This window comes from Asaia platycodi JCM 25414 (assembly GCF_000614545.1).
GTDB classification, from domain to species: Bacteria; Pseudomonadota; Alphaproteobacteria; order Acetobacterales; family Acetobacteraceae; genus Asaia; species Asaia platycodi.
The window spans coordinates 18,177-32,437 of record NZ_BAKW01000002.1; the positions used below are offsets into that span (position 1 = coordinate 18,177).

Genomic DNA, 14,261 nt, shown 5'->3' on the forward strand with positions numbered 1-14,261 from the left:
TTCCAACAGGCTCCTCAATGCGTCGTGGTTACAGGATCTGGCGGGACTCTTTCTTCAGCGGTGGTGACGATCACCGCCATGATTGCGACCGTCATCGCCGTGACGCTGGCCGCGATTGCCGCGCCTGTCGTCATAACGCTGGCGATAGCCGGGGCGACCGCCCCAGCCGCGACCGGTATAATGCGGTCCGACAGAATAACCGCCATTCCAGCCTTGGCGTCCCCATCCTCCTGGATAGCGTAATAGCCGCCGCCATAACCATCATAGCTGCCACAGCCCGACAGGCCGAGGGAGGAGATCGCCGCAAGGGCGAAAAGGGCGCGCGCTTTTCTCACCGGGGCACTACTCCTTCGAGCATATCCTTCTGGGATTCGATCACACCGAACACCGCACCTTCCGCGTCGGCCAGCACGGCAATCTGGGCGCCGTCACGATCGACATGGGTCGGGACAATCACCCGACCGCCCAGTTTCTGCGCCCGGTCAGCAACGTTCGCGCTGTCATCCACCGAGATGAACTGGACCCAGCGTGCCCAGTCCTGCGTCTCAGTGCCCGGCGGCAGCGTGTTGATGCTGGCGCGTTCCTTGTCCTGTGCGGTGAGCATGTAGTGCTGAGGGCTGTCAGCTTCAGGGGCGGCGACGATCTTGTAGTTGAACAAAAGCTGGTAATAGCCCGCAGCCGCTCTCGGAGCCGGAGAAAGCAGCGTTGCCCAGGACCAGCCATTCAGAGCCGGGTCGGTATCGCGGTCGACAGGATCGCCGGACTGGGCGCTGAGGGCGGCAAAGAGACCATGCTGCGGATCGGAAACGACCACCACCTGACCCAGACCAGCGATGGGTTTCGGGCCGAAGAGTGTCTTGCCACCCTGCTGCTTCGTGACACGGGCCACAGTCGCGGTGTCCGAGGTCGACAGGAACGGCATCCAGAAAGGCACGTCCTGCCCGGGGTGATCGAACTTATGCGCCACCATCATACCGATCGGCTGGGTGCCTAGCGTGATTTCGACACGCGGTGTCCTCCCATCGACGATAGGACGAAACCCCCAGCCGAACAGCGCGCCATAGAAGCGTTCTGCCTGAGCAAGATTGGGCGTGACCAGCATTGAAAACACTATCTTGCCCGGTAACAGGCGATGCGTGGCGGGTACTGTCAGAGGGTCGAATGTGCCTGGCGCTGGAGGAGGCACCACGGCAGGAGAGGGCAGGAGTTCCGGCGCATAGTTCTCAGGCGCAGGCGGCAAGGGCGCCAGCGTCGGCTGGGCCAGCGCGGCAGGCGCTGCTTTCAGGAGCTCGTGCTGCAAAGCACGGAAAGCCAGAATACGCGCGAAACATGACGCATCAACAAGAGAACCTCTCTGGTAACGTGATGACCTTGCTGCATAAAACGTTTCGGAAAGAACTCTGTTTCTCGATGCGAGGCGATTCCTGCTTCACTAGCTCTTGAACGCTTTGCCTGAACTGCTGATATGACGTCTTGAGACGGACCCCGTCGGTCTGCATTGCGAATGGAGAACAGGATGAGCGACAACACCGTAGCTGTCAGCGACAGTGGTTTCGAAAAAGACGTGCTGCAGGCTGAAGGCCCTGTTCTGGTCGATTTCTGGGCAGAATGGTGCGGCCCCTGCAAGATGATCGCGCCTGCGCTCGATGAGATCGGTGGCGAATACAAGGGCCGTCTGACAGTCGCCAAGATCAACATTGACGAGAACCCCGAAGCCCCGACGCGTTTTGGAGTCCGCAGCATTCCTACGCTCATGGTCTTCAAGAACGGTGAAGTCGTGGCTCAGAAGACCGGGGCCCTGCCCAAGAGCGCACTCAAGGCCTGGGTCGACTCGGCTCTCTGAGTCGTCGGGAGAGCCTTCTGTAAAGGAGGCTCTCAGGCGCGAGGCAGGGTATTTCCTGCCCAATCGCTCAGCATGATATCGGCTGAGCGCACGGCTTGGCGCAATTCGGGGCTTATCAGGGCGTCGAACTCGCCACGCTGGTCATATTCCGGCATCAGTCGCTGCAACAATGTGTTCTGTTCCAGCGCCGGGTGAAAATAAAGCTCGGACAGACCTTCAGGTAGATGCGGCATGAGTCCCGCGACCCGACCCGGTCGCATCTGGCCGCTCCAGGCCAGGCCGAAACAGTGGTCATTGGTTGTCATGCCCGCACGCACGATCTGATGGCGCAGCACCCCGCACCAGCGACGCAAGGCCGCGGCCCCCAGTGAATCGAAATGGGTCTCGGCGGCGGCAAGCGGCTCGGGCGGTTCGCAGGGCGTTCGCACATGACGCAGGCCGTAATGTAGTCCTGTTTCAATCATCATCCGCCCGACAGTGGGGTGGAGATGCATGTGCTTATGGGCATTGGCATGGTCGAGACGCAGGCCAGAGGCCATGAAAGACCGGAACTGGGCTTCGATCTCGCGTGACAGAGCGCGTCGGGCGGCAGGCCGGAAAAAATAGGACACCCCCAGACCAAGCTGGCTGGTGCCGAACCGGTCATCGGGGGTGGCAATGGCGCCGATCGTAGCACCCGGCAGAGCGGTATCACCCTCGATCACGACCAGATGCAGCCCGACACGCAGATCGGGCAGTCTCTTGGCACGGCGCACCGCATCGACGCTGGCGGGGCCAGCGACCATGAGGCTGGCCGTCGAGAGAAGCCCGTCACGATGGGCAATCTCGATGGCCTCGTTGACCTCTTCACTCAGCCCGAAATCATCGGCCGAGACGATAAGACGACGCATGAAAGATCAGGCGGCGTTACGGTCTTTGAGGAACTGGAAGAACTCCACGCCCTCGCGCAAACGACGCTTCATCATCTGCGGGCTGCGCACCATCTCGTTGACGATCGAGGCGATCTTCGGCGCACGGAAGTAGAATTTGCGGTAGAATTCCTCAACCGAGGCAAAGATCTCGGTATGCGACAGATGCGGGTAGTGCAGCGGGGCGATCTGCACGCCATGTTCGTCGATCAGCTCGGCTTCAGCCTCGTTGAACCAGCCATTCTCGGTAGCCTGCTTGTGCAGGGCCGTGCCGGGATAGGGCGCTGCCAGAGAGACCTGCAGCGTGTGCGGGTTGATCTCGCGGGCGAACTGGATGGTTTCCTGAATGGTCTCCTTCGTCTCGCCCGGCAGGCCGACGATGAAGGTACCATGGATCTTGATACCCAGCTTGTGGCAGTTCTTCGTGAACTCGCGTGCCGTTTCGACGCGCATGCCCTTCTTGATGTTGTGCAGAATCTGCTGGTTGCCGCTCTCATAGCCGACCAGAAGCAGGCGCAGCCCGTTTTCCTTCATGATCTTGAGCGTCTCGTAAGGCACGTTCGCCTTGGCATTGCACGACCACGTCACGCCCAGCTTGCCCATCTCGCGGGCAATGGCCTCGGCGCGGGGCAGGTCGTCTGTGAAGGTGTCGTCGTCGAACATGAACTCCTTCACCTGCGGGAAATACTGCTTGGCCAGACGGATTTCCGCCGCCACATGCTCGGGGCTGCGCGTGCGGTAGCGATGGCCACCTACTGTCTGCGGCCACAGGCAGAACGTGCAGCGCGACTTGCAGCCGCGGCCCGTGTAGATCGAGATATACGGGTGCATCAGATACCCGATGAAGTAATCTTCGATCTTCAGGTCGCGCTTGTAGACTTCCGTCACGAAGGGAAGGCTGTCCATGTCCTCGATCATGCGCGGTCGCGATTGGCGATGATCTCGCCATCCTTGTTGCGCCAGGTAATGCCATCCACGTCCTTGAGATCGCGGCCTTCGGCGATTTCCTTGATCGTGAAGTCGAATTCGTTGCGTGCCACGAAATCGATCGGGCCACCTTTGGCCATCGATTCGTCAGGCTGTACGGCAACCTTGGCGCCGACCATGCCGATCATCAGATTGGGATTGGCGTCTTTCAGCATCTGCGCGACGCGTACGTCGGAGGCGAAAGACGGCGTGGAGGTATGCATCACCACCAGGTCGCGATTCATCACGTCTTTCAGGATCGGCTCCATGCCCATACGGGCCGGAGGTGCATCGATCAGACGCGATCCCTCGACCATGGCGGCAGGCTGTGCCAGCCAGGTCGGGAACCAGAAGGAACGAATCTCGCGCTTGGCCTGGTAACGCGAACCGGCTCCGCCATCGAAACCGTCGAATGAAGGGGGCTGAAGGAACAGCGTGCGCATCATGGTGGTGAAAATCCTTGGGAAAACCGTCGGATCGCGAGATCCGCAAAGGTGAAGGGATCAGAAATTTCTGACGAATGCCCCAGCATATGAGGCCGAAACCCTAAAAAGTCTAATCTCCGGGCTCGACGGGGTGTATCGGCGGTGTAATCGGAGCGGTTCGACGGATGTGAAGTGTCTGCCCACGCCACTCCACGCGCTGGCCTCTTGCGCTGCCAACCATGATGGCGGCTGACAGCCACTCACGCAGGGGAAACAGCCCGTAAACCGAAGGAGTAAGTCGACCGAGGCTGCGATCGATCATGAGCGCCGAAAGAACACGCACAGCCCAGACGCCGAGAAAGAACCAGAGCGCCCAGCGGGCAGGCCAGCAGCAGAGCAGTACGACGCTCGACCAGAAGAGCGGAAGCTGGATGGCAGAGAGCCCATACCCCACCGGCTCGACATTCTTGACCGTGCGTCCCCAGCGTAGCTCATGTTCGATCATGTTACCGGCAGAGGATTCTGCAACAGTGGTCCAGGTCATGCACGGCGCGAGAGCGATGGACTTGCCATGGGCGCGGACATACTGGCCCAGAATGGCATCGTCGGCGACGTGGTCGGCCAGAGCCGCCAGTCCACCGACGCGATTAAGCAGAGAGCGTCTGAGGGCCATCGTGGCGCCGAGACAGTCCTGACGTCCGAGCAGGCGCGACATCATCACGCCCGGCATGAAATTATGATTGATCTGTGACGCAGCGAACTCCCTGACCAGCGAGGAAGAGGCCGGCAGACCGGCATAGAGCGTGGTGACGAGCCCTATGTCAGGCTGGGAGAGTGTCGCGACCACATCGCGCAGATAAGTGCGCTGTACATGAATATCCGAGTCGGAAATCACGAGAATGTCGTGTTTCGCCGAAGGATACATGTTGATGAGATTGGCGATCTTGCGGTTGGTGCCGTGCGTCGCGCCATCGATGATCAGCGTGATCTCGCGCTCGGGGTACTCGGCCATGAGACGCCGGACGATTGCAATCGCGGTGTCGTCCTGGCGCTGAACCCCGAAAACGATCTGGAATTCGGGATAATCCTGTTCGCAGAAGCTGCGCAGTGCCTCCTCAAGGAGGGGCTCGTCGCCATGCAGGGGTTTGAGCACCGACACTGCAGGCAGCGGAAGATGGGATATTTCGGCTTTGGCGGCGCGTCGTTTCTCGTTACGGCGAAAGGCGGCGATCAGACCCGCCCCGATAGCCGACTGTGCACAGCCTGCTACGGCAAGGCAGGCTGAGGCATAGCCAAGCCAGTTCAGAGCGAGAGCCACGAGACCCCTTTTCCCTTCTCAGGGCATGCTATCTGGGGAAACTGGCCAAGCATCTTAATTATTCATGAACTTTGCGGTCTTGCGGTTGAGCAGCGTCACCAGGCATCGGCGCCGCCGCGGGCCAGGGTTGAGCTGAAATCGGCACGTTGCGCCGCGACCTGGCTGATATGGCCGTTGAGCAGAATATCGACAATCCGATAGCCACCGCCCGAGGGCATCATCACATAATTGATCGCGGTCGAGGAATCGCTGCCATCGCCAATCGTGGTATTGACGATCGTGCTGCCGCCAGTCGGGGCGGGACGTGTGGTCGGGCTGACGGTAAACTTGGCGTCGCCGCCTTTCTTGAAGCTCGACACGTAGCGGGCGACGGTGAACTGGCGAAACGCCGTCAGCAGCTTGCTCTGTTCATCGGCCGAGAGCGTCGTGTAGCGCATGCCAATCGAATTGTGCAGGATGGTCGAGAGATCGAAGCTGCGATCAATGACAGGTGCCACGATCTGGCACGGGCTTCAGCCGAGCCGCTGGCTGGCGACTGGATCTGTCCGAGAACAGCATAAAGATCGTTGATCGGTGTAACTGCAGCAGACTGGGCAAATGCCGGTGCAATCAATGCAGTAGAAGACAGTGCAGCAGGGGCAGAAAACAGGGCCATCAGTCCCAGAATAGCGCGCTTCGTGCGCACGATGCGGGCGGTTTCGGGCACTCTGCGGGTGAACTGTGTCATGCTGCGTCCTCAAATCTGTCCCGCTGATCGGGAGAGACATATGGCTGAATCCGTACCCGGAAAACTGGGGTGTCTCGTATCAAAAACAAGTCATCCACGGCCCGACTGCGGCGGCTTATGTCTGACATAACGTTGAAAAGTGCAATCTTTCTGCCATTTTGCAATAACGAGGTCTGCGAATTCGCTCATCGTCCCGAGTGACGCAACAGGTTTCAGCTTAAAATTTGGTTAGTTATTATCGATAAATGTCGCCAAAATGACACAGTAGGCGCTACGAAGCATCTCCGATGTTGAGGAGAGGCCTGTGCGCGGTGTATAGGCCACGTTTTACCATCCCGATTGTATCATTTTCAGTCTTGCACGCCGCCTCTTATTCCGGTGTTGTTTTTCGAAATCATATGACCAACGGGTCTTACGTATGACGGCGACGCGGTAATCATGTCGGGCCTTTTCTGACACCGCGCCCGCATGTCATCTGGTGTAGGAGCATAGAGATACATGGCCGTTCCATTGATGCAGGCCGTCCGTGTCGGACGCTATGTGGTCAAACAGCATATGCTGGGTCGCAAGCGCTATCCGCTCGTTCTGATGCTCGAGCCGTTGTTCCGCTGCAATCTGGCCTGCTCGGGCTGCGGAAAGATCGATTATCCGGCACAGATCCTGAACCAGCGCCTGAGTCTGCAGGAATGTCTGGATGCCGATGCCGAGGCAGACGCCCCCGTCATTGCCATTGCCGGTGGTGAGCCGCTTCTCCACAAGGAGATGCCCGAGATCGTCAAGGGTCTGACCGCGCGCAAGAAATACGTTTATCTCTGCACGAACGGACTTCTGCTCGACAAGAAGCTCGACGATTACGAGCCCAATCCGTTCTTCTCCTGGGATATCCATCTCGACGGCGACAAGGCGATGCATGATTCGTCAGTCTGTCAGGAAGGCGTCTACGAGCGTGCCGTTGCCGCTATCCGTAAGGCGAAGGAGCGCGGCTTCCGCGTTTCCATCAACTGCACCCTGTTCGACGGCGCCCAGCCCGAGCGCGTGGCACGGTTCTTCGATGAGGTCATGGCGCTTGGCGTTGATGGCGTCATGACGGCTCCGGGCTACGCCTATGAGCGCGCGCCGGATCAGGAGCACTTCCTGAACCGCCAGAAGACCAAGCAGCTCTTCCGTGACATCTTCCGTCTCGGCAAGGGCAAGAAATGGCGCTTCACGCAGTCGCCGCTCTTCCTGAACTTCCTGGCTGGCAATGAAAACTATCATTGCACGCTTGGGGCAAGCCGCTCCGTACGGTGTTCGGCTGGCAGCGTCCCTGCTATCTGCTCGGCGAAGGCTATGCCAAGACCTTCAAGGAACTGATGGACGATACGGCCTGGGATCAGTACGGCACTGGCGCCTACGAGAAATGCGCCGATTGCATGGTGCATTCCGGTTACGAATCCACGGCCGTCATGGATGCGGTCAAGCGTCCCTGGCACATCGCCAAGGTTGCGCTGTTCGGCCCCGAGACCGAAAAGCCGATGGTCCCCGAGATCTCTCTCGCGAACCAGCGCAAGGCTGAATACAAATACGAGGCTCAGGTGGCCGAGCAGGTTACCCTGCTCGAATCACGCAAGCCGGCTCGCGGGCCGCGCGTGCGTGTGCACAAAGCCGAAGACAAGCCGGTCGAAGTGGCTGACGCCGCAGACTGACACTTCGGATTCGAGGGCGTGAGCGCTCGGGAGAGCCGGGTAAAAGCCGCGTTCTCCGGCGCTCTGGTCAAACAGGGCGTGACAGTTTTATCCTGAAAAGGCGGACATACGATGTGTATGTCCGCCTTTTCTTTTTTCCGAACGAAGGACTCCATGCTCACCCCCATTCTGGTCATCTGTCTTCTCATTGCGCTGAACAGCATTTTCGCCATGGGCGAAATGGCGCTGATCTCGGCCAAGCGGCCGCGCCTTGCGGCGCTGGTCAAGCGGCAGGTGCGCGGGGCGGAGCGGGCGCTGCGTCTGGCGGATGAGCCGCATTCCTTTCTGCCGACCGTGCAGATCGGCATGACACTGGTATCCATTCTCGAAGGCGCATTCGGCGGTAGTCAGATCGAAGAGGATCTGGCGCTTCTGATCCGTCGCAGCGATCTGCTGCGTCCTTTTGCCAATGAGCTTTCTATTGGCATCGTTGTGATGGGCATCACCTTCGCTATGCTGGTCTTCGGCGAACTGGTGCCCAAGCAGATTGCCTTGCAGCAGCCGGAAAAAATCGCAGCACGCCTTTCCTTTATTCTTTCAGCGCTGCTGACAATCTCGCGCCCTGTGGTGGCGCTGCTGAGCGGGGCTTCGTCGCTCGTTCTGCGTCTGTTCGGTGTCGGCGGTCTGACACGCGCGGCCATAACGGAAGAGGAGCTTCGTGCCATTCTGGCCGAGGGCGCGCAGGCCGGCGTGCTGGAAACCGAAGAGCGCATCATGATCGAACGGCTGCTGCGTCTGGCCGACCGCCCCGTCCGCGCCATCATGACGCCACGCAACGAGCTGTTCTGGGTTGATCGTCATGCGAGCCGTGATGCGCTGATCGTCAAGCTGCGTCAGTCGACCTATACGCGCATTCTCGTCTGCGAAGGCGATGTGGATCACCCGGTCGGCGTCGTTCTGGCCAAGGATCTCATGGATCGCCTGCTTCAGGGGTTGCCCATCTCGATCGAGGCGGCGCTGCGCCAGCATTGTGGTGCCTGACAGCCTGACCGCGCAGGACATGATCGAACGCATGCGTGGTGAGCGTCTGGGCATCGCTTTCGTGCTCGATGAATATGGTTCTTTCGAAGGGATCGTCACGCCGTCAGATATCTTCGAAGCCATTGTCGGTGATGAGAACGCCGAAAAGAACAAGACCGAGCGTGAAAACCCGCAACGGCGAGACGAATATGTGCTCGATGGTTTCATGCCCGCCGATGAGGTGCGTTCGGTGCTCGATCTGCCGGATCTGCCCGCTGCTGGCAGCTATCACACGCTTGCCGGCGCCATTCTTGCCCTGCTGCGTCGCGTACCGGCCAAGGGTGACAAGGTGGTATTCGCCGGATGGCTGTTCGAAGTGGTCGAGATGGAACAGCGCCGCGTGACCAAAGTGCGCGCCAGCCGCCAGGTTCTGGCGGAAAATTAAACTAAAGCCATTTGTCACCCGCTCTTTTGTAACACTATCGTTCTGAATGGATCGGGCGGGAGACAAATGACAGGCTTGGGATCGGCGGGCGCAAAGCCGGGTTTTGCGTTTTTCCTCGGGCTGCGGGCCCGTTATCTGCTTCATGCCGGAAAAGCGCTGCTGGTGCAGCGTTGGATGTTGTTGATAGGGGGCGCACTGGCGTCGCCCTCCATCCCCTTCATGGCCATTTTTCTGCATCTCGGCCATTTATCCTTGCGGTGCTGGCGGGTCCGGGAGGTCTGAGGGCGCATTTCGTGGCAGTTTTGGCGGCCCAGGGCGTTTTTATCGCTTGGTCGCAAGGGCTGAGCGGCTTCGTGCGTGGCGGTAGTTTTCGCGCCTTTACCGATACCTTGCCCATTACGCCTCAGCACCGACTGCAGATAACGGGGATACTTCTTGCGGCGCTCGATCTGCCGCTGTTCCTCCCATTCATCATCGGAGGTGTTCTGATCGGCTCGGCGTCGCTCTCGGCCCTTCCTCATTATGGTATGGCGTTGATCGTGTTCGTGGGGCTGGTCCTGCTCTTGCAGGCGGCGCTCGTCGAGCGTCTCTTCTCTCTCTGCGTCGCAATTTTTCTGGCCAACTCCCTGCTCGCCGCCGGATGTATGACGCAGCCATTCTGGTCGGGGGCTCTCTGTCTGATTGGGGCCGCCGGGCTCGGTGTGGCTGGTTTCATTCTGGTCGGTCGCGAGCCTGGACTCACCTCTCTCTCGATATGGCTGGCTTCCCATCGGAGGGTTCCATCCTATGTCAGGGCAAAGCCTGTCGACCGGCTCGCACGCCTCTCCCCCGTGTTGCGGCTGCAATTGCGCAGTTGGCTCGAACCGGGCAGCGGCGTTTCGGTGTTGTTGGTGATCGCCCTTTTTCTGCCGATCGGGTTATGGGTGTTGCTCTCGGTCTTTGCCTATGATGGACGCTCGATCCCGGTGATGATTGTCGGGATGGCACTCGTCGCGCAGTTCAGTCTCGTGCCTTTCGTTGTGCTCGACACCGCGCATCGCCGTGCGTCGCCCTTCATCAGGACGCTCCCCTTGCCGCGGTTTTTCTGGGTCAGGCGCGATCTGATACTCGTTCTGGCCGTCTTCGCCCCATCGGTTTTTTTCTTCTTGCTGCCTCTGTGTGTGCACGCGCTTGTTTCTCCGGTCGCGCTGGCTGCAATCGTGGTGACCTATGGTCTGCTGCTCTGTGCGATACGGTTGAGCCTGTGCATCGATACGCGTTGGCGGCCTATGGCCAGCATGGCACTGAGCATTCTCTGGGTCAGTTTCATTCTGATGGAGGTGACGGCATGACCGCCATTCTGCGCTGTTCCGACCTCTGTGTGGCTTATGGTGGTCGACCCGTTCTCTCCTCGGTCAGCCTGTCGCTCGATGTCGGGTTTCATGGCCTATGGGGGGCGAACGGTACCGGGAAATCGACCTTGCTGCGTGTGTTGTCCGGTACGGCAAAGCCCGATCATGGCGATGTCTGGATTGCCGGAAAGCATCTGACGCGCGATCCCGTCGCAGCACGGAAAGGCCTGGCCTATGTGCCGGACGAGGCGGCGGTCTATCCGTTCATGACCGGGCGCGATCTGATGGCGCTTTGCGCCTGGGCGCGCGCAGCGCCGGAAATAGCGCCTCATTGATAGAGGGGTTTGGCCTCACGCCGCATCTCGACAAGCGTTACGATGCGCTGTCTCTGGGCACGAGGCGGAAAATGCTGATCGCTTCCGCCTTCATCGGCGAGGCGGCGGTTCTTCTGATGGATGAGCCTGCGAACGGCCTTGATGCATCGTCTCGCGCGTTCTTCAGCGCGCTTCTGATCGAAAGATCCCGCTCAGCCTGCGTTCTGCTCTCGACGCATGACGGGGCGTTTCTCGAAGCGCAGGGGGCAACGATCATTCGTCAGGAGAGCCTCGGCGTCTCCTGACGGTGACCGGCGCACTCAGTGCCAGGTCACAGGCCGCGCGCTGGCGATTTCCTGCTCATCGGCAAAGCGCGGCCATTGGGCGCGGGCCAGAGCATGGAGCGACGGTGCGGGCAGGCCCAGCTTGTCGGCGTAGATCCAGAGATAGGCGAAGGCATGGTGAACGTAGTCCCGCGTTTCGCCATTGGGCAGCAGCTCCATGAAGAGCAGCGGATCATGAATCTGAGCGGATTCGTTCGGTGCGCCGCCTTCCCAGCGTGCGATGGCACCCGGTCCGGCATTATAGGAGGCGAGGGTATGAATGAGATCACCTCCCTTGGGGGCCTCTTCGGAACGCTCTGACAGACCTGCAAGATACTGCACATAAAGCTGGCCGATTTCGAGATTGACGGCCGGGTTGTGCAGCCGCCCTACCATGTCAGCGGGCACATTGATGATGGCAACACCATGAGAGTCGAGTGCAGGTTTGGGGCCGCTCACGAAGCTTGCGGTCAACGGGCGGATCTGCATCAGCCCATGTGCGCCGGCACTTGAAGACGCCTTGGGATCGAAATTGGATTCCAGACGGGTCAGCGCATAGACGAGCGCCGGGTCCATCTTGAAACCGTGGCGCGGAGCTAGTTGCGGTGTCGGGAACCCGGCCAGATGAGCGGGGCGACCATCACGCGCAGCAAGAATTGTGGCAATCTGCTCGGACAGGTCGTGCAGCCCGGCGGCAGCGGCCACGAGTTGCACCGAATGGCACAGGGCCGTGTCCGAAGCGATGTCAGGCCACATGCGGCGCAGCAGGGCTTCAGCGCGAGAAGTTTCACCGATCTGAAGCAGGGCGAAGAGACGGTGCCCATGAGGCGTTGCGGCGACCGCTTCGACATCGATTTCACCCATGACCGGGATTGGGTTCTGGAGCGCTGTCGTGTCGTCGGCGGAAATGCCTTCATGCCCGTCATTTTGTGCCGGATCCTGCCCGGAGGTCATGCCCGCATGATGCAGTCCCAGCATCTGTCGCGCTAGAATGCCGTAGAATGTGCCCGGCTCGGCTGCGGCGCGCTGCAGCAGGAAGTGGTCAGGGTTGGAGCATTGCCGAGATGGCGATGGGCACGCGAGGCCCAATAGGCGGAGGCAGCGCGCAGCTCGTTGGTGGTCGTGCCTGCGCGTGAGGCCTGTTCGAAATAGCCCAGTGCCTCGTGCAGTGCGCCCTGACGCCAGGCAGCAAGCCCTGCGACATACCCGGCATAACCGAGTTGATGCGCACTCTGGGTGAAGCCGTTATGGGCGGTTTGCAGCGCGAAGCCGGTTTCGCCCGCGCTGAGCATGCCCAACGCAATCTCTGCCTTGAGCTGGGCTGCATAGAGCGGTGTCATGCCTGGGGTGGAATTCACAAGCTTGACGGCGCTCTGCCCACCCTTGAGCCCCCAGGAGAGACGTTCGCCGATCGTGCGATCGAGCAATGGGTTGCGATTGAGGATATGGGCCAGAGGATCGGGCGCGGAGGTCGCGTTTGCCGATGACACATCTGACGGCGCGAGCGGTGTGGGGAAGCTCTGCGGTGCTACGCTGCCTTTAGGACTGATCGCGATCAGCAGGCTCTGGACAGCACCCGCATCGGCCAGGCTCGAGAAGGTCTTGAGCACAGACGCAGCTGCACGGGCTCGGATGATAGGCGGGGTTGAGATAGCGTTCGGCGAGCAGGTCGCCGATCAGCACATTGTCATGGGCCGCTCGCGACCGGGCGATGGCGGTTTCGAAATCGCCGGAGCGCTGGGCGCGGAAAGCCTCTTTCAGAAGCGCAGCATCTGAGGCGGAAAGGGGATGGGGAAGACCATTCGAACCCCCGGGCGCAGAGGAACGCGGCGTAGCAAACGCCGTTTCCTCGCTCTGGGTGTTGTCATGATCGGCAGGGTTGAGCGTCGATTTGCTTTCCTGGGCACGAAGCGGATTGAACGTCGCTCCCGCCACAAGCACAGCGCACAGCATCAAGGCACGGGCGCTGTTACTCGACGCGAAATAAGAAATTCCTCGCATGGTGGGGATGCTGGTATCCCCCCTTGCTCGATAAAGCAAGAGTGGCAAAAAAAGCACACCAAAGGAGTTCGCTATTCTATGATCGTTTCCTAAATTCTACCAGAGGGATATCGCCAAAAAACCGCATTTTTCGGCCCCCGAATCACTTTTTTTTCCATAGCTTTTGCGACGGGGGCTGTGCTCACGACGAAGCGAGCGATTCAGCCAGGAAAACGAGGTCTTTCCACATCTCCCGACGGGCTCTGGCGCTGGAAAGCAGCTGCTGCGGATGCTGCATGGCCAGCGCCTCTACCGAGCTGCCATCATCGAGTCGTAATGAGTGCCAGGCGCCGCGTGACCGGGCCATGCTCGCCTGCTCGTCCATCAGGAGGCGTAACGGGGTCAAGCCGAGCAGGACAAGCCTCGCGGGACGCGCCTTGATGATGGCAGCATTGAGAAGCGCCCGACATTCGCGGCTTTCGATAAGTGAGACGGCACGCCCACCGGGCGGGCGCCAGGGCAGGGCAGGTGCCTGGGAGAGGGTGGCGCGGTCGAGCCCGATACTGGGAAGGATCATATCGAGCAGACGTCCGGTCTCTCCCGCAAAAACCTCGCCGGAGCGATCTTCATCGGCATCCGGTGCATCGCCGATCAGCATGAGCGTGGCACCGGTCACGATACGCGGGCGCACACTGGTCGAGGCTGTGCGCGCAAGGGCGCATTCTGGAAGGTTTCCACCCCCCAGGCCAGCGCAGCTTGCGGGTCGAACGGGGTTTGGCGCGGCTGTGCGGGAGGAGGAGCGTTCTCTCTCGCGGCGAGCGCTCGCGCCGGGCGCTGCCGCATGACCTGAGGCAGAGCGAGCGCGGCCGCGCGGTCAAGTCGAAGGGGTGCGATCTCGTCGAGCGCACAATCGACCCCCCAGTCCCGATAAAGGTCCAGCAGGGCGAGAATCTCGGATTGGTTCTGACCGGACAGGGAAAGGGACATGGTTTCTTAT

Annotated in this window: 14 protein-coding genes and 3 pseudogenes; 6 read left to right on the forward strand and 11 right to left on the reverse strand. The window is 60.3% G+C overall.

The window, feature by feature from the left end:
- Positions 1-14: 14 nt before the first annotated feature.
- A complete protein-coding gene (locus tag JCM25414_RS02050; protein WP_025840566.1) occupies positions 15-335 on the reverse strand; it encodes a hypothetical protein in 321 nt (106 codons plus the stop codon).
- Positions 332-1,300, reverse strand: a complete 969-nt coding sequence (locus JCM25414_RS02055; RefSeq protein ID WP_025840567.1) for a VOC family protein — start codon at positions 1,298-1,300, stop codon at positions 332-334. The genes JCM25414_RS02050 and JCM25414_RS02055 overlap by 4 nt, the downstream gene beginning before the upstream one ends.
- Positions 1,301-1,516: 216 nt before the next feature.
- Between JCM25414_RS02055 and trxA the strand changes: the two genes are divergently transcribed.
- On the forward strand, positions 1,517-1,843 hold the full coding sequence (gene trxA / locus JCM25414_RS02060) for a thioredoxin TrxA (protein WP_025840568.1): 327 nt from the start codon (positions 1,517-1,519) through the stop codon (positions 1,841-1,843).
- 32 nt (positions 1,844-1,875) lie between these two features.
- Here trxA and hpnK read toward each other — a convergent pair whose 3' ends face one another.
- The 4 genes and pseudogenes from hpnK to JCM25414_RS22790 all read right to left on the reverse strand — a co-directional run bounded on the left by hpnK (position 1,876) and on the right by JCM25414_RS22790 (position 5,957).
- Positions 1,876-2,733: a hopanoid biosynthesis-associated protein HpnK gene (gene hpnK / locus JCM25414_RS02065; RefSeq protein WP_025840569.1), complete on the reverse strand. Its 858-nt coding sequence runs from the start codon at positions 2,731-2,733 to the stop codon at positions 1,876-1,878.
- Between the two features lie 6 nt (positions 2,734-2,739).
- Positions 2,740-4,163: pseudogene (gene hpnJ, locus JCM25414_RS16190) on the reverse strand (hopanoid biosynthesis associated radical SAM protein HpnJ).
- A 109-nt stretch (positions 4,164-4,272) separates the two neighbouring features.
- Entirely contained in the window at positions 4,273-5,460 is a 1,188-nt protein-coding gene (gene hpnI / locus JCM25414_RS02075; RefSeq protein ID WP_025840570.1) for a bacteriohopanetetrol glucosamine biosynthesis glycosyltransferase HpnI, read from the reverse strand.
- Between the two features lie 95 nt (positions 5,461-5,555).
- Entirely contained in the window at positions 5,556-5,957 is a 402-nt protein-coding gene (locus tag JCM25414_RS22790) for an ABC transporter substrate-binding protein (protein WP_051535633.1), read from the reverse strand.
- A 728-nt stretch (positions 5,958-6,685) separates the two neighbouring features.
- Between JCM25414_RS22790 and hpnH the strand changes: the two are divergent.
- The 5 genes and pseudogenes from hpnH to JCM25414_RS23255 all read left to right on the forward strand — a co-directional run bounded on the left by hpnH (position 6,686) and on the right by JCM25414_RS23255 (position 11,266).
- Positions 6,686-7,872 (forward strand): annotated as a pseudogene (gene hpnH / locus JCM25414_RS16200) (adenosyl-hopene transferase HpnH).
- Positions 7,873-8,025: 153 nt separating this feature from the next.
- Positions 8,026-9,316, forward strand: a pseudogene (locus JCM25414_RS16205) (hemolysin family protein).
- A gap of 293 nt (positions 9,317-9,609) precedes the next feature.
- Positions 9,610-10,647: a hypothetical protein gene (locus JCM25414_RS02100; protein WP_148300908.1), complete on the forward strand. Its 1,038-nt coding sequence runs from the start codon at positions 9,610-9,612 to the stop codon at positions 10,645-10,647.
- Entirely contained in the window at positions 10,644-10,982 is a 339-nt protein-coding gene (locus JCM25414_RS21235) for an ATP-binding cassette domain-containing protein (RefSeq protein ID WP_051535634.1), read from the forward strand. Before JCM25414_RS02100 ends, JCM25414_RS21235 begins: the two co-directional genes overlap by 4 nt.
- Positions 10,979-11,266, forward strand: coding sequence for an AAA family ATPase (locus JCM25414_RS23255; protein WP_051535635.1), 288 nt, complete (start codon positions 10,979-10,981; stop codon positions 11,264-11,266). Before JCM25414_RS21235 ends, JCM25414_RS23255 begins: the two co-directional genes overlap by 4 nt.
- A gap of 15 nt (positions 11,267-11,281) precedes the next feature.
- On the opposite strand, the gene JCM25414_RS26325 is transcribed toward JCM25414_RS23255, so the two are convergent.
- The 5 genes from JCM25414_RS26325 to JCM25414_RS16225 all read right to left on the reverse strand — a co-directional run bounded on the left by JCM25414_RS26325 (position 11,282) and on the right by JCM25414_RS16225 (position 14,251).
- Complete coding sequence (locus JCM25414_RS26325) at positions 11,282-12,262, reverse strand: lytic transglycosylase domain-containing protein (protein WP_369345970.1); 981 nt, start codon at positions 12,260-12,262, stop codon at positions 11,282-11,284.
- Between the two features lie 8 nt (positions 12,263-12,270).
- On the reverse strand, positions 12,271-12,894 hold the full coding sequence (locus tag JCM25414_RS26330) for a hypothetical protein (RefSeq protein WP_369345971.1): 624 nt from the start codon (positions 12,892-12,894) through the stop codon (positions 12,271-12,273).
- Positions 12,824-13,237 (reverse strand): hypothetical protein, encoded by a 414-nt coding sequence (locus JCM25414_RS26335; RefSeq protein ID WP_369345972.1) that lies wholly within the window; start codon positions 13,235-13,237, stop codon positions 12,824-12,826. The genes JCM25414_RS26330 and JCM25414_RS26335 overlap by 71 nt, the downstream gene beginning before the upstream one ends.
- A gap of 229 nt (positions 13,238-13,466) precedes the next feature.
- Complete coding sequence (locus JCM25414_RS16220; RefSeq protein WP_051535636.1) at positions 13,467-13,955, reverse strand: uracil-DNA glycosylase; 489 nt, start codon at positions 13,953-13,955, stop codon at positions 13,467-13,469.
- On the reverse strand, positions 13,937-14,251 hold the full coding sequence (locus tag JCM25414_RS16225) for a hypothetical protein (protein WP_035442518.1): 315 nt from the start codon (positions 14,249-14,251) through the stop codon (positions 13,937-13,939). Before JCM25414_RS16225 ends, JCM25414_RS16220 begins: the two co-directional genes overlap by 19 nt.
- Between the last annotated feature and the right edge of the window lie 10 nt (positions 14,252-14,261).